The organism is Photobacterium sp. ABD4_091 (genome assembly GCF_056160145.1).
The window spans coordinates 2,082,856-2,100,444 of the sequence record NZ_JBSWWQ010000001.1 but is presented as its reverse complement, the minus strand read 5'-3'; the positions used below and the strand labels follow the sequence as shown (position 1 = coordinate 2,100,444).

Annotated in this window: 14 protein-coding genes; 3 read left to right on the top strand and 11 right to left on the bottom strand. The window is 53.0% G+C overall.

Features of this window, described 5'->3' with window-relative positions; all coding sequences use genetic code 11:
- The first annotated feature begins 87 nt into the window (after nt 1–87).
- On the top strand, nt 88–1,755 hold the full coding sequence (gene ettA / locus ACXAGQ_RS09690; RefSeq protein ID WP_475253585.1) for an energy-dependent translational throttle protein EttA: 1,668 nt from the start codon (nt 88–90) through the stop codon (nt 1,753–1,755).
- A gap of 103 nt (nt 1,756–1,858) precedes the next feature.
- On the opposite strand, the gene radA is transcribed toward ettA, so the two are convergent.
- A complete protein-coding gene (radA, locus tag ACXAGQ_RS09685; protein ID WP_475253583.1) occupies nt 1,859–3,247 on the bottom strand; it encodes a DNA repair protein RadA in 1,389 nt (462 codons plus the stop codon).
- A gap of 136 nt (nt 3,248–3,383) precedes the next feature.
- Here radA and ACXAGQ_RS09680 point away from each other — a divergent pair, with 136 nt between their 5' ends.
- Nucleotides 3,384–5,741, top strand: coding sequence for a PilZ domain-containing protein (locus ACXAGQ_RS09680; protein WP_475253581.1), 2,358 nt, complete (start codon nt 3,384–3,386; stop codon nt 5,739–5,741).
- A gap of 16 nt (nt 5,742–5,757) precedes the next feature.
- On the opposite strand, the gene serB is transcribed toward ACXAGQ_RS09680, so the two are convergent.
- Entirely contained in the window at nt 5,758–6,723 is a 966-nt protein-coding gene (serB, locus tag ACXAGQ_RS09675; protein ID WP_475253579.1) for a phosphoserine phosphatase, read from the bottom strand.
- A gap of 89 nt (nt 6,724–6,812) precedes the next feature.
- On the opposite strand from serB, the gene ACXAGQ_RS09670 reads away from it, so the two are divergent.
- Nucleotides 6,813–7,427, top strand: a complete 615-nt coding sequence (locus ACXAGQ_RS09670) for a YtjB family periplasmic protein (RefSeq protein ID WP_475253577.1) — start codon at nt 6,813–6,815, stop codon at nt 7,425–7,427.
- Nucleotides 7,428–7,517: 90 nt separating this feature from the next.
- On the opposite strand, the gene deoD is transcribed toward ACXAGQ_RS09670, so the two are convergent.
- The 9 genes from deoD to glgX all read right to left on the bottom strand — a co-directional run bounded on the left by deoD (nt 7,518) and on the right by glgX (nt 17,551).
- Nucleotides 7,518–8,243, bottom strand: coding sequence for a purine-nucleoside phosphorylase (deoD, locus tag ACXAGQ_RS09665; RefSeq protein ID WP_107301302.1), 726 nt, complete (start codon nt 8,241–8,243; stop codon nt 7,518–7,520).
- A gap of 150 nt (nt 8,244–8,393) precedes the next feature.
- A complete protein-coding gene (locus tag ACXAGQ_RS09660; protein ID WP_475253575.1) occupies nt 8,394–9,614 on the bottom strand; it encodes a phosphopentomutase in 1,221 nt (406 codons plus the stop codon).
- 10 nt (nt 9,615–9,624) lie between these two features.
- The gene (gene deoA, locus ACXAGQ_RS09655) at nt 9,625–10,956 is read right to left on the bottom strand and encodes a thymidine phosphorylase (protein ID WP_475253573.1); all 1,332 of its coding nucleotides are present in this window, start codon (nt 10,954–10,956) and stop codon (nt 9,625–9,627) included.
- A gap of 193 nt (nt 10,957–11,149) precedes the next feature.
- Nucleotides 11,150–11,923, bottom strand: a complete 774-nt coding sequence (deoC, locus tag ACXAGQ_RS09650; protein WP_039469528.1) for a deoxyribose-phosphate aldolase — start codon at nt 11,921–11,923, stop codon at nt 11,150–11,152.
- Between the two features lie 431 nt (nt 11,924–12,354).
- Nucleotides 12,355–12,525, bottom strand: a complete 171-nt coding sequence (locus ACXAGQ_RS09645) for a XapX domain-containing protein (RefSeq protein ID WP_107301306.1) — start codon at nt 12,523–12,525, stop codon at nt 12,355–12,357.
- Between the two features lie 456 nt (nt 12,526–12,981).
- Nucleotides 12,982–14,241, bottom strand: coding sequence for a NupC/NupG family nucleoside CNT transporter (locus tag ACXAGQ_RS09640; RefSeq protein WP_475253571.1), 1,260 nt, complete (start codon nt 14,239–14,241; stop codon nt 12,982–12,984).
- A gap of 206 nt (nt 14,242–14,447) precedes the next feature.
- Entirely contained in the window at nt 14,448–15,242 is a 795-nt protein-coding gene (locus ACXAGQ_RS09635; protein ID WP_475253569.1) for a TatD family hydrolase, read from the bottom strand.
- The gene (locus tag ACXAGQ_RS09630; protein ID WP_475253567.1) at nt 15,232–15,417 is read right to left on the bottom strand and encodes a DUF5363 family protein; all 186 of its coding nucleotides are present in this window, start codon (nt 15,415–15,417) and stop codon (nt 15,232–15,234) included. The genes ACXAGQ_RS09635 and ACXAGQ_RS09630 overlap by 11 nt, the downstream gene beginning before the upstream one ends.
- Nucleotides 15,401–17,551 (bottom strand): glycogen debranching protein GlgX, encoded by a 2,151-nt coding sequence (glgX, locus tag ACXAGQ_RS09625; protein ID WP_475253565.1) that lies wholly within the window; start codon nt 17,549–17,551, stop codon nt 15,401–15,403. Before glgX ends, ACXAGQ_RS09630 begins: the two co-directional genes overlap by 17 nt.
- Nucleotides 17,552–17,589: the final 38 nt, after the last annotated feature.

The following is a 17,589-nucleotide window of genomic DNA, read 5'->3' as shown; positions in this document are numbered from 1 at the left end:
GGCACTAATTATGAACATTGCTGTTAAACTTATGTCCAGAACAGGTAAAATACCCCCTTTCATTTAGTTTAGAGATCGCAAACGGATATGGCTGAATACGTCTATACCATGTCGCGCGTGGGCAAAATCGTCCCACCTAAGCGTCAAATCCTAAAAGATATTTCATTGAGCTTCTTCCCAGGCGCCAAAATCGGTGTTTTGGGTCTGAACGGTGCCGGTAAATCAACCCTGCTACGTATCATGGCGGGTATCGATACCGATATCGAAGGTGAAGCACGCCCACAGGCTGGCCTAAAGGTAGGTTACCTACCTCAGGAGCCGGTACTGGATGAAGAAAAGACCGTACGTGAAGTGGTTGAAGAGTCAGTCGCTGACGTCAAAGATGCCCTGACGCGCCTTGATGCGGTTTACGCAGCATACGCAGAAGAAGGTGCAGACTTCGACAAACTGGCCAAAGAGCAGGGTGAACTAGAAGCCCTGATCGAAACCAAAGACGGCCACAACCTAGAGATGCAGCTAGAGCGTGCTGCTGACGCCCTTCGTCTGCCTGAGTGGGATGCACAAATCAAACACCTATCAGGTGGTGAGCGTCGCCGTGTGGCTATCTGTCGCCTACTGCTAGACAAGCCAGACATGCTGCTGCTTGATGAGCCAACTAACCACCTTGATGCAGAGTCTGTGGCTTGGCTTGAGCACTTCCTTGTTGACTACAGCGGTACTGTTGTGGCGATCACCCACGACCGTTACTTCCTAGACAACGCTGCAGGTTGGATCCTAGAGCTTGACCGTGGTGAAGGTATCCCATGGGAAGGTAACTATACCTCTTGGCTTGAGCAGAAAGATGCCCGTCTAAAGCAAGAAGCTTCGCAAGAGAAAGCTCGCCAGAAGACCATCGAGAAAGAGCTTGAGTGGGTTCGCCAGAACCCTAAAGGTCGCCAGGCGAAATCAAAGGCCCGTATGGCGCGCTTTGAAGAGCTGAATACAAGTGACCACCAAAAACGTAACGAAACCAACGAGCTGTTCATCCCGCCAGGTGAGCGCCTAGGTGACAAGGTAATCGAGGTGAACAACCTGACCAAGTCATTTGGTGACCGTGTTCTTATCGACGACCTTTCTTTCAGCATGCCTAAGGGTGCGATCGTCGGTATCATCGGTGCCAACGGTGCTGGTAAGTCAACGCTGTTCAAGATGCTTAGCGGTATAGAGCAGCCTGATTCAGGTACCATCGACTTGGGTGATACTGTAAGCCTGGCGTCTGTTGACCAGTTCCGCGACAGCATGAACGACAACAACACGGTTTACCAAGAGATTTCCGAAGGCGCGGATATCATCAAGATCAACAACTTTGAAATCCAAGCGCGTGCTTACTGCTCACGCTTCAACTTCAAAGGCAGCGATCAGCAAAAACGCATCGGCGACCTATCTGGTGGTGAGCGTAACCGTGTTCACCTTGCTAAGCTGCTTAAAGCTGGCGGCAACGTCCTGCTACTCGATGAGCCAACCAACGACCTTGACGTTGAAACACTACGTGCACTAGAAGAAGCGCTTCTAGAATTCCCTGGCTGTGCCATGGTTATTTCGCACGACCGTTGGTTCCTAGACCGTATCGCCACCCATATCCTTGACTACCGTGACGAAGGCCAGGTTAACTTCTACGAAGGTAACTACACCGAGTACACGGATTGGCTGAAGAAAACACTGGGCGCGCAAGCGGCTGAGCCACACCGTATCAAGTACAAGCGTATTGCTAAGTAATTCGCGCGTATCTCGAGATATAAAAAGGGCTGCATGATGCAGCCCTTTCTTTTATCGACAATTTTGTACCGGCTATAAGCCGCCAAAGCGCCTTAAACCGAAACTAGAGCGCCACGCGCTCGAACGCCGACAACGCTTCCTGCAGGTCTTCCACCGCGATAATTTCAATACCCGGGATCTGACGGCTGGCATTGGCCTTTGGCACAATCGCACGGGTAAAGCCCTGCTTGACCGCTTCGCGGATCCGCTCCACGCCATTAGCTGCCGGGCGGATATCGGCATTCAGACCAATCTCACCGAACACCAGTACATCCTGCGGCACCGGGGCATTTTTGAAGCTGGAGAAAATCGCCAGCAAAACGGACAAGTCTGCCGAGGTCTCTTCGATTTTGATCCCGCCGACACAGTTGACGAAGATATCCATATCCGACAGCATTACTCCGCCATGGCGTGCCAGCACTGCTATCGACATCGCCAAACGGTTGTTGTCGTAACCGACCGTCAGGCGGCGCGGGTTCTCGGTCACCGAGTTGTTGCACAGGGCCTGGATTTCCACCAGCAGCGGCCGGGTCCCTTCCCACAGCGTAGTGCAGACCGAGCCGGCATGGTTTTTATCCGAGCGGCTGAGGAAAATGGCCGACGGGTTCTTGACCTGTTTCATCCCAGTTTCAGTCATGGCAAAGAAACAGGACTCGGAATCCGCACCAAAGCGGTTCTTGGAGGTGCGCAATACCCGGAACTTCTCATCCGCGGTCGATGACAGGGCAAACAAGCCATCGACAATGTGGATCAGCTGCATCGGACCGGCCACGTTCGAGTCTTTGTTGATGTGGCCGACAATCATGAAGGTGACCCCTTCGGTCTTGGCGAACCGGGTCAGCGCCGCGGCTGACTCCTTAACTTGGCTCGGGCTTCCCGCTGCCGAATCGTTATGGGCAACCGTCATGGTCTGGATGGAGTCGATAATCACAAACTCGGCTTTCTGGGCGCGAATATGCTCGATAATTGCTTCCACCGACGTCTCGGCAACCACGTTGATATTGTCGAGGTTCTGGGTACCCAAGCGTTTGGCCCGCTGGGAGATCTGGTGGATAGATTCTTCACCCGACACGTATAGCGATGCTTTCGACGCCGCCACCGAACCAATGCTCTGCAGCAGCAAGGTCGATTTACCCGCGCCTGGATCACCACATAGCAAGAGTACAGAGCCCGGTACGATACCGCCGCCAAATACCCTGTCCAGCTCGGAAATACCCGAACTGTAGCGCGGAAGATCTTTGCTCTCGACCTCCGACAGCTTCTGTACCTTGGTTGCTGCGCCGGCATAACTGCTCGTACCTGCGGCGGAAACCGCCCCGACCGCAGCACGTGTTTTGGGAACTGTGAACTCGGTTATCGTATTCCATGCCGCACACGCGCTACACTGGCCCTGCCAGCGGGGGAAGTCTGCGCCACAATCACTACACACATAGGCCCGCTTGGTTTTTGCCATGACTCACCTTGATTTATTTTGATTAAACACATGCCTAAAAGGCATGTAAAATAGGGTTGCCTGCAAGTTGAAAAAAACTCAACTCTTAAGGGATTACGCCGATAATAAACGAAGAATGAGATAATCAAAAATAACTATGGTGCTTGACGATTACAAAGGACTGATCGAAAAACTGATCCCCGTCTACGATAGCGACGATTTCGACGACGTCTTCCAGATGATGACCGACGGAGAAGACGGCCCCACCCGGCTGCAGTTGAAAATGGAATTGAACCGCATTATGGCTCCTTGCATGAAGGCCGTTGACCTTCGTGGCCGGGTCCAGGGCGAATGCCGCCCGTACCAGCTCAATGGCCGGCAGCACTGGCTTGATGATGTCGCGATCAATACCTATCACAAGCGGATCAAAGCCTTCGGCAACCAGTTTCGGGTCGGCCTCTACGAAGCGCTGATGAACACCCGCAACAACTTTCGGGTAATGCACCAGCAAGGAAAGCTACAACCCAAACCTGCCACCCAGGCAGCTGTCCAGCCAGACAGTCCGCTTACAGCACCGCTGCTGCGTTTCGGCCACTACCTCACCAGGGACGAAAACCGTTGGCAGATTGCGACCCAGGTCGTGCTGGATCTACCGCTGAGCCAGACCGTCAACGGGATCAGTGCAGACTTGTCTTACTCCGGTGCCAAATTCAAGGTACCCGCCGCATTCAACTACAAGCTGGGCATGAACATCGCCGTACGCTTTCCGGCACTGGCAGAAAAGCTGGGAGACCCGCGCCTGAATCAAGGCATGAACTACCGGATCCTCGGGATCGATGAAAACCCGGATAACGATAGCTTCAAGTGGCTGCGCCTGAAGCTGCTGAGCGACAACACCTTGATCAAATCAGTGATCGATTACGGCCTAAGCCAGTCGCAGAGCCGGACCCGGCACAACTATGATGACAAAATCATCCAGATACGTACCCGTGGCTACGAGCACTGCTTCCTCAAGCACAGCACCAGCCTGCCGATCTTCCTGTCCGGCACTGAGCTGACCTACTGCTTGCTGACCCAATATAACCGCCACATCTGGAGCCACTGGCATGACGAACGCAACCAGCCAGTGCTCAACCACCTGGTATCGCAAGAGCGCTTATCCAGCCTGGGGAAGGCCGGCCTGAAGCAATCGAGCACCCTGCTCTACAGTTTCAATCACGAACATGATGGCAAGACCTACTTCTATTCAGCGGCCCTACCGGAAATGAATGCCGAGCAGCGCCGCCTGTTCTGGCACCTCGGGGCACAACGTGACAGCTGGCAGGTCATGCGCCTTAGCCTGCAACCTATCGACCAGGAAGATATCGACAGCCTCAAGCGTATTGCGCCAGATATGGTCGACAAGCTAAGCACCCTGACTCATGTGGGGGTATTGCAAGATCTCACCAACCGCGACTCCCAGCAGGACTACCGCCTGAGTGTCAAACCACAGCTACCCGGTAAAATACTCCAGGCATTCAGGCATCCCCGCAACCCGGTTTCAACGTCCAAAGCCGTTTACTTTGACCCCCGCCCGCAACGGAGCGAAGACCGTTATCTTTTTGATACGCCAATCGAACTCTCTGTTGCCGATACGCCTGCGGTCACTGGCCAAAGCATTGACTTTTCTACCCGCGGGCTGAATATCAAGCTATCAGGCCCCGTCACCCTGCGCCGTGGCCAAGAGGTCACTATCTCGTTCCCCGGGCTGCAGAAAAGCAACCGTACCGCGCCGCTGAGCCATATTCCCTACCGGGTTGTCAGGATCAGCCCTGATTGTTGCAATATCCAGCTTACCACTGGCTCGGGGGCCCTTGCCGCACAAAGCGAGCACTTCCTGCGTAAGCTTATTCTTCACAACGAAAACAAGCTGGTGATGGCAGAGGAGAAACTCCCGCAAGGCGAGCTGCTAATGGCCATGCACCAAATGCTGCTGACCAAGCTCAAGACTATCCCTTACTTCGCCGAGAAAGTGGATCACAAAATCAGGCTCAAAGCCGTGGGATGTAACTTCCCGCCACCGCCACCGGTCAAGCTCTTCAGCCAACTGGCCGATGGCAAGGGCTGCTCGCTAGAGCCACTGTTCCGCAACCGGGTAAAACAGATGCTGGCCGAAATCATGCGCCCGGTCGAGATCAACCAACCCTATGTCCATGAACTCTACTTAGCCGTAGTGCAGCAACCGGGTCTGCCCCCTCGGGTTGAGGCCAAATTGCTGAGTGACTTCCAGACTGTCGAGGAGCGGATCGGCTATATCAAACAAGCGAAAGCTGCGGGGCATTTTATGGCGCTGCGGATCACCGCCGCACCGGTGCTGAGCCCGATGACTGCATTGATAGGAAAAGAGCTGGGTGAGCTTGCCCGGTTGGTACTACACCGGGCAAGGGCGCTGGAGCAAGAGTTAAATGCCGTGATCGGCAGCGGCGAGATCCTTGATGTCACCGACGAAGTGCTGATCCGGCTCGAAATCCGCTAGCGCGTGTTTTTGGTGCTTACCAGCCGAGTTGCTGTGGCACCAAAGACACTGAAAGGACACAAATCAATCCGCCAAGGTCGGCATAGCGAATAGCGACAGGCGCCTCGTCTTCCACTTTCGGCTTGGCATGGTAGGCCACACCGAGCCCGGCGGCATTGATCATCACCAAGTCATTGGCACCGTCACCGATTGCCACCGTATTGTGCGGGGCAATATCATACTGCTCGGCCAGGCTGCGCATAATCGTGGCTTTGGCCTGGGCATCCACGACATCGCCCAGCACCTTGCCGGTCAATTTCCCGCCGACAATCTCCAGCGTGTTCGACTGAGCATGGACAAGATCCAGCTCCTGCTTGAGGTGATCGGAAAAATAGGTAAAGCCGCCAGAGGCAATCGCTGCCTTCCAGCCATAATGGTGCAAAGTCGCCACTAGCTCTCGCAGCTCAGGCATAAACGGCAACTGGCTTTTGACCTGCTCGAGGATTGCTTCATCGCTGCCCGCCAGGGTCGCAACACGCTGGCGCAGGCTCTGCTCGAAGTCGAGCTCACCCTGCATCGCCCGTTCGGTCACTTCGGCCACCTGCTCGCCGACACCGGCCAACACCGCGATCTCGTCGATACATTCAATCTCAATCGCCGTCGAGTCCATATCCATCACAACCAGACCCGGCTCGCGCAAATCAGGAAGCTGGCCTAAGTCGGCAATATCAAGCTGTGCACGGGTAACACATTGTTCCAGCAGCAGGGAATATGGTGTGGCCAGCAGCAAACAATCATATTTACCCACTTTCCACGCCGCAGTCAGTTCTAACGGCTCCCCATAAGCCTCTTCAATCGCCTGGACCGCAACAGCATCAATAGATCGGCCATAGATCAGCGTCGTTGAACGCTGTCGGTCAAGGTTCGTCGCCGACACCACTTCCGGGAATCGCTGGAGTAACGAGGTATGTTTCCTTATTTTGAGCACTTGCAAACCATCCATGTTAAAGTAAACGCTTTGGCACACGTTACCCTATTGCAAATTACCAGGGCAAGCCCCAAGATGACATTGGCCTTGAATACACCGCTGATATGATGAAGAAAAAACAGACCCAATTCCAAAAAGCCTGGCGGCTATTCATCCTGTTTGGCTGCCTTGCGGCGCTGATCACAATGGTTGAGTACGGCTCTAACCTCGCCAAGCAAAACTACCGCACCCTGAGCGATCAGACCCAGCAGCTTTCACGCTTGGTCGTCCGCCAGGCTGCCGATACTGCCTCGACGGACGTCATTGAGAACAACCAGGACCGACTGCAGTTGCTGGTTGAGCAACTCGCCAAAGAACCCTTGCTGCTCGACGCCAGCATCTATGATCTGGAAGGCGTGACCTTGGCCAAAAGCCAAGATGCCCTGCCGTTGCCGCAAGTTACCGGCCTGTCTACCCCACTGGCCGTAGCCAGCTATGGCCGCCAGCAACTGATTGAGCCGATCATGAGCCAGCACCAAGTGGTGGGGTTTGTTCGGATCACCCTAGAGCATGACAAACTGATTGCCGAGACGCTATCCGACATCGATGCTATCACCAATATTATCCGCGCCCTGATCGCCAGTGCGATGGTGATCGGCTTCCTGCTGGCCATGACATTCGGTAACCGCAAAGAAAAATGGCACTTCCCTGTCTTGCTCGGCAATGACAAGGGCGACTGATTACGCAGGCTATTGCGAGGCAGTGATTAACAGCAACAAAAAAAGGGCTTGCCAGTGGCAAGCCCTTTTTTACTGTCACTCTTCTGTTGATTACGCTTCGTCAGCGTCGCCCAGCAGAACAGATTCCAGTGCGATTTCCATCATGTCGTTGAACGTTAGCTGACGCTCTTCAGAGGTTGTCGCTTCGCCGCGCAGGATGTGGTCTGAAACCGTACAGATAGTCAGTGCTTTAGCACCGAATTCAGCTGCAAGGCCGTAGATACCAGCGGCTTCCATCTCAACACCCACAATGCCGTATTTCTTCATTGTCTGGAAGAAATCGAAATCCGGGTTGTAGAATAGGTCTGCAGAGAAGATGTTACCCACCTTCACGTCTACGCCTTTTGCTTTCGCTGCATCTACCGCGTTCTGTACCATGCCGAAATCAGCCAGTGCAGCAAAGTCGTGGTCGCCGAAGCGGATACGGTTCACTTTAGAGTCCGTCGATGCACCCATACCGATCACCACATCACGTAGGTTCACGTCGTCACGTACTGCACCACAGCTACCCACACGGATGATTTTCTTCACGCCGTAGTCTTTGATCAACTCAGTTGCGTAGATAGAGCAAGAAGGGATACCCATACCGTGACCCATTACAGAGATCTTACGGCCTTTGTAAGTACCGGTGTAACCGAACATGTTACGCACGTTACACACTTCTTTAGCGTCATCCAGGAACGTTTCTGCAATGTACTTGGCACGCAGCGGGTCGCCCGGCATCAGTACTACGTCTGCAAAGTCACCCATTTCAGCATTAATGTGAGGAGTAGCCATCATTATTTCCTTTCTGTCATCTGTTGGTTTATTTGCATTACCAACTCAATGTAATCTTGTCTTGCCAACACTGTTTCGATCTAGGACAAATATAGACCGAAACAGGTCAAAGAATCGTATTTTTAGGCAGGCTTCACCTGCCCTTGCCTGTTACAGGAATGACTTACCGTATTCCATGTCAGAGGTGCCGAAGTACTCTGCCAAGCTCTGGCCGATATCAGCAAAAGTGTCACGGCGGCCAAGTGAGCCAGCAGCGATTTTCGGACCTGATACCAAAACAGGGATATGTTCGCGGGTATGATCGGTGCCAGGCCAGGTTGGATCACAGCCGTGGTCAGCCGTCAGGATCAATACGTCGTCTTCCTGCAGCAACTCGATGATTTCAGGCAGGCGCTTGTCGAAGTATTCCAGCGCCGCAGCGTAGCCAGCTACGTCACGGCGGTGACCGTAGGCAGAATCGAAGTCAACAAAGTTGGTGAAGACGATGGTGTTGTCACCCGCTTGCTTGATTTGCTCCAGTGTGGCTTCGAACAAAGCAGGGATACCTGTTGCTTTGACTTTTTGAGTGATCCCACAGCCAGCATAGATATCAGAGATCTTACCGATCGAGATCACTTCACCGTTTTTCTCATCAACTAGCTTTTGCAGCAAAGTGGCTGATGGCGGCTCAACAGACAGGTCACGACGGTTACCGGTACGCTCGAACTGGCCTTTACCCGGGCCAATGAACGGACGGGCGATCACGCGGCCGATGTTGTAGTCTTCCAGCTCCTCACGAGCGATCTGACACAGCTCAAGCAGGCGATCAAGACCAAATGTTTCTTCGTGACAAGCGATCTGGAATACCGAGTCAGCCGAGGTGTAGAAAATCGGCATGCCGGTTTTCATGTGCTCTTCGCCCAAGTCATCCAGTACCTGAGTACCCGATGCATGGCAGTTACCCAAGTAACCCGATAGACCTGCACGCTCAAGGATGCGGTCGGTCAGCTCTTTCGGGAAGCTGTTTTCTTTGTCTGTGAAGTAACCCCAGTCGAACAATACCGGTACACCTGCGATTTCCCAGTGGCCTGATGGCGTGTCTTTACCCGAAGACAGCTCTGCCGCGTGGGCAAACGCACCGGTGATTTCCGCATCAGCATCCAGACCTTCAGGGAAGTAGCCCGAAGACTCTTCACATGCCTTGCCCAAGCCCAGCTTGTTAAGGTTTGGCAGGTGTAGCTTACCGCTGCGCTGGCCGTTGTCCGCTTCACCGCGGGCACAGGCTTTGGCAATGTGACCCAGGGTGTTGGAACCAACATCGCCGAACTTAACGGCATCTTCCGTAGCACCAATACCGAATGAATCTAGAACAAGAATAATAGAACGTTTCATGATGACTCCATTAAACATCTTCTGGGCGAACACGACGGTAAACTTCAGGTGTCGGCTCAGGTTTCTGATCAGAAATAGTAATCGCAGCACGTACAGCCTTGGCCGCTTCTTCCCACTGCGCTTCGTTACGCGCGTGGATCACCGCAATAGGCCTGTCGGCATTGGCTTCATCGCCAAGGCGGATCATGTCGCTCAGGCCAACCGCGTAGTCGATAGTGTCAGAGGCCACACGGCGACCACCGCCCATACCAACCACTGCCATACCCAGCGCACGGGTATCCATAGCAAACGCATAACCTGTGGTTTCTGCGTATACCGGCTTCACCAGTTCCGCGGTTTCCAGGTAGTTGTCGTAGTTGGTCATGAAGTCTTCTGGACCACCTAGACCTGCCACCATCTTACCAAAGCACTCAGCCGCTTTACCGTTATCCAGTACCGCCTGAAGTTTTTCGCGTGCCTGCTCGATATCTGTTGCTAAACCACTGTTTACCAACATTTCAGCACACAATGCCATGGTCACTTCAAATAAGCGAGGGTTACGGAATTCACCGGTTAGGAATTGCACGGCTTCGCGAACTTCGAGTGCATTACCAGCAGTCGATGCCAATACCTGGTTCATGTCTGTCAGCAGTGCTGTGGTCTTAGTGCCAGCACCGTTAGCAACGGCTACAATCGATTTCGCCAGCTCTTCAGAGGCTTCGTAAGTTGGCATGAAGGCACCAGAGCCGACTTTTACGTCCATCACAAGAGAGCCAAGGCCAGCAGCCAGCTTCTTCGACAGGATAGAGGCCGTGATCAGCGAGATGTTATCAACCGTCGCGGTTACATCACGAGTTGCGTAAACACGCTTGTCAGCTGGGGCAAGATCGCCAGTCTGGCCGATGATTGCCACACCCGCGTCTTTGGTCACCTGACCAAACACTTCGTTGCTTGGCGTGATGTTATAGCCAGGGATAGACTCAAGCTTATCCAGCGTACCACCGGTGTGGCCAAGACCACGGCCAGAAATCATCGGTACGTAACCGCCACATGCTGCCACCATAGGGCCAAGCATCAATGACGTTACATCGCCCACACCACCGGTTGAGTGCTTGTCGACAATCGGACCATCGAAGTTCATATGGCTCCAGTCGATAACCATGCCTGAGTCGCGCATTGCACATGTCAGTGCCACACGCTCGTCCATGGTCATGTCGTTGAAGTAAATCGCCATCGCGAAAGCGGCGATCTGGCCTTCAGACACGGTATCTTTGGCGATGCCCTGGATGAAGAAGTTAATTTCGTCAGCAGTTAGCTCAATGTTGTCACGTTTTTTACGGATGATTTCTTGTGGTAAATACATGGTATTCCCCAATGATATTCTTTATGTAGGGTCATGACGTTTTACCTGGTATTTGATGATTCTCAGGTACAGGCAGCCCGTCCTTATTCCATAACCGGAGCAAGGCAAGAACCAAACAGTAAAACATCACGGATAAGTTGCGGTCGGAGACCTAAAAATAAGGTGGCAATCATGCCACCTTACTTGAATAGAATTAGTAGCCGCCTTCAGCTGCTTTCTCGCCTTCACCTAGGGTGTGAAGCAGGTTAGCTAGCAGGCTTGATGCGCCAAAGCGGTAGTGCATGTTGTCAGCCCACTCAGCACCAAGAATGCGGTCAGCCATATCTAGGTACTGCTGCGCGTCTTCTGCAGTGCGCACGCCACCAGCAGGCTTGAAGCCAACAGTTTTCTCAACGCCCATGTCTTTGATCACGTTAAGCATGATTTCTGCGTACTCAGGAGTCGCGTTAACTGGCACTTTACCCGTAGAAGTCTTGATGAAGTCAGCACCCGCTTTGATTGAAATTTCAGAGGCTTTCTTGATTAGCTCTTCAGTTTTCAGCTCACCAGTTTCGATGATCACTTTAAGCATGATCTCGCCACACGCTGCTTTACACTGCTTAACCAGCTCAAAGCCCACTTCTTCGTTACCCGCCATTAGCGCGCGGTATGGGAAAACTACGTCAACTTCGTCTGCACCGTAAGCCACAGCCGCTTTGGTTTCAGCAACAGCGATTTCGATGTCGTCGTTGCCGTGCGGGAAGTTAGTTACGGTCGCGATGCGTACTTCTGGTGTACCCTGCTCACGAAGCTGCTTCTTAGCAACTGGGATAAAACGTGGGTAAATACATACGGCCGCTGTGTTGCCTACCGGGCTCTTCGCGTTCTTACACAACTCGATCACTTTTGCATCAGTGTCGTCGTCGTTCAGAGTGGTAAGATCCATTAGTTTAAGTGCACGTAGTGCAGCCGCTTTCAATTCGCTCATGACTATCTCCAGTCCAATTAGTTTCTACCAAGCTATTTCTGCTAAACAACTACCTTGCCTAGCAATAGATGCGCCTGACGGTATTCATTGCGCCACCGCCAAACGGCCCGCTTTCGCAAGCAGTATCCCGACAACCAGCCATCAGTCGACGGGGTTACGGACTTGATTCCTTGAAGACTCAGGTAAACAATGCACGCGCATTTCCCTGATTGATATCCTTTTCACCGCGTGGGAAGTGACCATAAAGACTTCCCAGCAAATGCGCTGCCCTGGCCTTGCCTAGCGATAGGTAACACCATGACGGTGTTGGCCAGAACAGCGAAAATCTGTTTGTGATGGTGCCGCTCTATAATACCAAGCAGGCCTTGTTGCCACCACGAAATATGCGTTTCCCACCGTGGACAATGTGTTTACCCAACGCACAAATTTCGTCAGGTAAAAAACCGCTCGACTATCCACTGGTAGGCAATCCCGCCAGCATAGACACCAAAGATGCCCATCACCCCGGAGAGCACCGGCGGAGCCGGTATCGGCAGCTTAATCGCAGAAAACAATACGCCAACAATAAACCCGGCGACCAGCGCCAGCAGTACTTCACTCATAATCATTTCTCTGTCTGTTACAGCACAAAGGAAAGTGTAGCCTGCTCCGCAATGAAAGTAATGTTAGCAAAGGGTTTTGCCAGAAACCGGAGCGCAATCGATTTTATGGCATCAAATAGAAACGGCGGAGGGGATGTTTACTAAATATGTTGATTCGAGATCCTAGGGGCAAGAGCAATCCTAGTTCCTAGAGAAAGGTTCGGATTATGGTTTCTGGGTTCTGCAAGTAGCACTCGCTTATAGCTATGATACGCTAAGCTCTTGCTTCTGCTTTTCGCTTTTCGCTTTTCCCAGGATCTAGGAACCGCTTTTCCTAGGCCCCACCTACGCTCTTCCCAGAACCTAGAGCCCGCTTCTCCTAGGACCTAGGATCAAGGAACTAGGATCCCACAAATCCCACATACAAAAACGCCGCGGATAACCGCGGCGTTTTATCAGGCTTTCAGCTTGCTGTAATTAAGCAAGGCTGATGAATAGACCTGCGATAGTTGCAGACATCAGGTTAGAAAGCGTACCAGCGGCAACAGCTTTCATACCGAAGCGTGCGATATCGTGGCGACGGCTTGGCGCCAGACCACCTAGACCACCCAGTAGGATTGCTACTGAAGATAGGTTTGCGAAACCACATAGAGCGAACGAGATGATTGCTTCAGTCTTAGGAGAAAGAACAACCTCAGCGCCTTCCGCTAGGTATGGGGCAAAGTTCAGGTAAGCAACGAATTCGTTAACTACCAGCTTCTGACCGATGAAAGAACCAGCGATGGTTGCTTCTGACCACGGCACACCGATTAGGAATGCAAGAGGAGAGAATACATAACCCAGGATAAGCTCTAGCGTCAGCTCAGGCATACCGAACCAACCACCGATGCCACCTAGCATACCGTTGATTAGCGCGATTAGACCGATGAATGCTAGAAGCATTGCACCAACGTTTAGTGCTAGCTGCATACCAGAAGATGCACCCGCTGCCGCTGCGTCGATAACGTTCGCTGGCTTGTCGTCGCCTTCTGTTGCGTCGCTTGCTAGCTGCTCTACAGCTTCTTCAGTTTCAGGCTTGATGATCTTAGCAAATAGAAGACCACCAGGAGCTGCCATGAATGAAGCGGCGATTAGGTACTCTAGAGGAACACCCATAGATGCGTAACCCGCAAGTACACCACCCGCTACAGACGCCAGACCACCACACATTACCGCGAACAGCTCAGACTGAGTCATTTTTGGTACGAACGGACGGATAACCAAAGGTGCTTCCGTTTGACCAACGAAGATGTTAGCTGTTGCAGACATTGATTCGGCACGTGAAGTACCTAGCGCTTTCTGTAGACCACCACCTAGGATGTTGATCACAACCTGCATGATACCCAGGTAGTAAAGTACGCTGATCAGTGCAGAGAAGAAAACGATTACTGGTAGTACGCGTAGGGCAAACACGAAGCCGCCACCACCGAATACTTCAAACATTTTGTCTGAAGTCAGGCCACCGAATAGGAAGTTGATACCGTCGTTACCGTAGGCGATAACGTTGGCAACAGCTGTAGACATGCCATATAGCACGTCACGGCCAACAGGTACATAAAGAACAAATGCACCCAAACAGAATTGGATGGCAAATGCACCACCCACAGTACGTAGATTGATAGCTTTACGGTTATCAGATAGTAGCACTGCAAGACCTAGCAGTACTGCCATCCCAACCAGGCTCATAAACATGCTCATAGTTTATGGCTTCCCTTTAGTTAAGTTTGGCGTCTCGACAATTCGGCTCATTAAGAGTCCGGCGCATTATACTCATGCTGCGGCGGATAAAATAACGCCGACCTCACACTTTGCAAGGAAAGAGAGTGAAAGTTCAATTCCAAACGTGAGCTCCATCACAGTTTCACGCAAACGTTTTACGCAAACGTTTATTTTGTGATGTCTGTTCACACCCGGATACGGAAAAGTTCAGCAGTGGTTAAGCTAGTTGCCTGCTTAATGATCTGTTCGCTTTCCGTTCTGATCGCTGCAAGTTCATGCAGCACATTCACTAACCGATCGGGTCGGTTTGGCTCTCCCTGAAACCCAGCAACTGGCATGTCTGGTGCGTCCGTTTCCAGCAGCAATGCATCCAGTGGCAGTGCTGCTATTGTATTGCGAGTCTTATTGGCACGGCGATATGTAATCGTTCCCCCGACACCAATTTTGATACCTAGATCAATAAGCTGCGTGGCTTGTTGATAGCTGCCGCTAAATCCGTGGTACACCCCACCCGCAATCGGCACGTTTTGCCTCAAAACCCGCATTAATTCAGGGAACGCTTTGCGGCAATGCAAAATGACCGGCAAATCAAAGCGGTTGGCCAGCTGTAACTGGGCTGCTAATACCGAAACCTGTTGATTTTGGTCGGCATCCGCAATGGCAAAGTCTAGCCCACATTCCCCGACAGCAACGCAACGTGAATCATTGCGGCCCCGCAGCGTGGCCTCAGCAGCCAGTTCAGACTCGAGTTGATTCAATGTATTAGCATCATGCTCAGCGCTAAAAAAGGGATGCAAACCCAAGCCAAAATACAGGCAGGGAAAGCGCCCAGCCAGCTTGCGAACCGCCTGCCAGTTGCGCTGGCCGACAGCCGGGATAACTATTTTTTCAACCCCCGCCTTGTGTGATAACCCCAAGTAATACTCAGGGTCATCACAAAACGGCGCAAAGTCGAAGTGGCAATGGCTGTCAATCAGCATGCGGTTTGGCCTGCGCTGAACAGCGCTTTGGCGCCTGCTGCTTGTTAGCAGGGTGGCGCGGATCATCGGTGTCATAACGCACCGGTGCACAGCAGCGGCGGTTCTCGGGCACCAGCCCCATTTTTTCACACCAGCGGTCGTACGCCGCTACCCCACGCTTAATCAACGACATCATGGCAGTCTTCTTCCTGTTGTTGTGTGGACTTAGCGACCATGACGATCATGCTACGCCCGGTCGCCAGTATAGTATCACGGGTATATAACGGCGCTTCATCGATAGGATAGATATCATGGGGAGACGACTTGGCGGTGTTGATCACCAGATGCCAATCACTGCAATGGCGATCCGGCAGGGTAAACTCGAGCGGATCCCAGAAGGCATTACAAATCACGTAAAGCTCATCCTGGGTGATCGGGTGATATACCGTCAGTGCAATGGAATGGGAATTTTCCGACCAATCCGGCTGCTCAGGCAAGACCCCGTGCCAGCGGATCCCGACATCTTCCAGTACCGAGTTGAGTGACATATGCATGTTCCAGTCAATGGTCGGCTCGGCGGTGCGCAACTGGCTAAGCAGGGTAACAAAGCGCAGCAGGTCGCTGTGGGTATCCACCAGCCCCCAGTCAAACCAGCTCAGCTCATTATCCTGGCAGTAGGCGTTATTGTTGCCCTGCTGGGTACGGCGCACTTCATCCCCCATATTGAGCATCGGGGTGCCAAGCGCCAGGAACAAGGTTGCCAGCATGTTCTTGCACTGGCGGTGGCGCAGCGATTCGATTTCTGCAATTGCGGTTGGCCCCTCAACCCCGTAATTGCTCGACAGGTTATGGTTGTCACCGTCGCGGTTGCCCTCACCATTGGCCTCGTTGTGCTTCTCGCTGTAGCTCACTAGGTCATTGAGGGTAAAACCATCATGGGCACAGATGAAGTTCACCGAGCGGTGTGGCGAGTGGTGGTGGCTGCAGTAAATATCTGGCGAGCCTAATATGCGTGAAGCAAAGCGGCTGACATAGCCGGCATCCCCACGCCAGAACGCCCTGACATCGTCACGGAATTTCCCGTTCCATTCATTCCAGCGATCCCCGATGAAGGATCCCACCTGGTATAGCCCGGCCGCATCCCATGCCTCGGCGATGATCTTGGTGCTGCAGAGGATAGGATCCGAGTCGATCGACCACAGCAGCGGAGGCTCTTTCATCGGGTGGCCCTGGCTGTCCCGGGCCAGCACCGAGGCAAGGTCAAACCGGAATCCATCAACATGCATCTCGGTCACCCAGTAGTGCAGCGCATCAATGATCATCCGCCGCAACACACTGTGGTTAGCATTGCACGTATTGCCACAGCCGCTGTAATTGCCGTATTCGCCCGTCTCTTTGTCCAGCAAGTAATAGGCACCGTTCTGCAACCCCTTGAAGCAGAATGTCGGGCCTTGCTCATCCCCTTCCGAGGTATGGTTGAACACCACATCGAGGATCACCTCGATATCCGCTTTATGCAATTCGCGGACCAGGGTTTTGAATTCGTCGATCGCGCTCAGCGGTGCTTTTTCGACACTGTAGTCGGCATGGACGGCAAAGAAGTTGATCGGGCTATAGCCCCAGTAGTTGTCCCGCCCTTCCGGCGCATCATCGACATCAAACTGCTGCACCGGCATCAACTCGACGGCCGTGACACCAAGCGATTTGAGGTACGGGATTTTGTCGATGATCCCCGAAAACGTCCCTTTTTTGGCCGATACCACGCCTGAGGACGGGTGTCGGGTAAAGCCGGCGACATGCATCTCGTAGATAATGGTATCGGTCAGCGAATGGCGCGGGGCGACATCGTCCTGCCAATCAAAGCCGCTGTGATCGACCACGATACTCTTCATGCAGGCGTCCATGTTACTGCCTGGATCGATAGCCCGCTGGCGGCTGTAGTTGCGGCCAAAGCCGACTGCCTGGCTGTAAGGGTCGATCAGCACTTTCCCGCTGTCAAAGCGCAGCCCCCGCTCGGGCAGCCACGGGCCATCGACCTGAAAGCCATAATACTGGCCATGGCCGATATTGCCGACAAAGATAAACCAGTAATGGCCGCGCTTGTGCAGCGCCGGGCTGAGCTCAAACGAACGGAAGGGGCCGGCGGCATCGGCACTGGCAAACAGGTGCAAGGTTACCCGGGTTGCATCTTTGGAATAGACGCTAAAATTGACCCCGCCCTCCCTCACCGACGAGCCCAGTGGGAATGCCTCGCCGGGCAAGGTATATATCTGGTTGTCCGCCGCCAATGCGGTACTCAATGAAACCTCAAGTCCGTCTGCCCTGTTCATGCCATCATCCTTATCGTTGTTCTGCGCCAACATGCATA

Bases quoted from the DNA above. Each gene is read 5' to 3' on its own strand.
- deoA (WP_475253573.1), bottom strand. From the start codon at position 10,956: ATGTATTTACCACAAGAAATCATCCGTAAAAAACGTGACAACATTGAG.
- ACXAGQ_RS09635 (WP_475253569.1), bottom strand. From the start codon at position 15,242: ATGCTGATTGACAGCCATTGCCACTTCGACTTTGCGCCGTTTTGTGAT.
- radA (WP_475253583.1), bottom strand. From the start codon at position 3,247: ATGGCAAAAACCAAGCGGGCCTATGTGTGTAGTGATTGTGGCGCAGAC.
- ACXAGQ_RS09670 (WP_475253577.1), top strand. From the start codon at position 6,813: ATGATGAAGAAAAAACAGACCCAATTCCAAAAAGCCTGGCGGCTATTC.
- ACXAGQ_RS09645 (WP_107301306.1), bottom strand. From the start codon at position 12,525: ATGAGTGAAGTACTGCTGGCGCTGGTCGCCGGGTTTATTGTTGGCGTA.
- ettA (WP_475253585.1), top strand. From the start codon at position 88: ATGGCTGAATACGTCTATACCATGTCGCGCGTGGGCAAAATCGTCCCA.
- glgX (WP_475253565.1), bottom strand. From the start codon at position 17,551: ATGAACAGGGCAGACGGACTTGAGGTTTCATTGAGTACCGCATTGGCG.
- deoC (WP_039469528.1), bottom strand. From the start codon at position 11,923: ATGAGCGAATTGAAAGCGGCTGCACTACGTGCACTTAAACTAATGGAT.
- ACXAGQ_RS09640 (WP_475253571.1), bottom strand. From the start codon at position 14,241: ATGAGCATGTTTATGAGCCTGGTTGGGATGGCAGTACTGCTAGGTCTT.
- ACXAGQ_RS09660 (WP_475253575.1), bottom strand. From the start codon at position 9,614: ATGAAACGTTCTATTATTCTTGTTCTAGATTCATTCGGTATTGGTGCT.
- ACXAGQ_RS09680 (WP_475253581.1), top strand. From the start codon at position 3,384: ATGGTGCTTGACGATTACAAAGGACTGATCGAAAAACTGATCCCCGTC.
- deoD (WP_107301302.1), bottom strand. From the start codon at position 8,243: ATGGCTACTCCTCACATTAATGCTGAAATGGGTGACTTTGCAGACGTA.
- serB (WP_475253579.1), bottom strand. From the start codon at position 6,723: ATGGATGGTTTGCAAGTGCTCAAAATAAGGAAACATACCTCGTTACTC.
- ACXAGQ_RS09630 (WP_475253567.1), bottom strand. From the start codon at position 15,417: ATGATGTCGTTGATTAAGCGTGGGGTAGCGGCGTACGACCGCTGGTGT.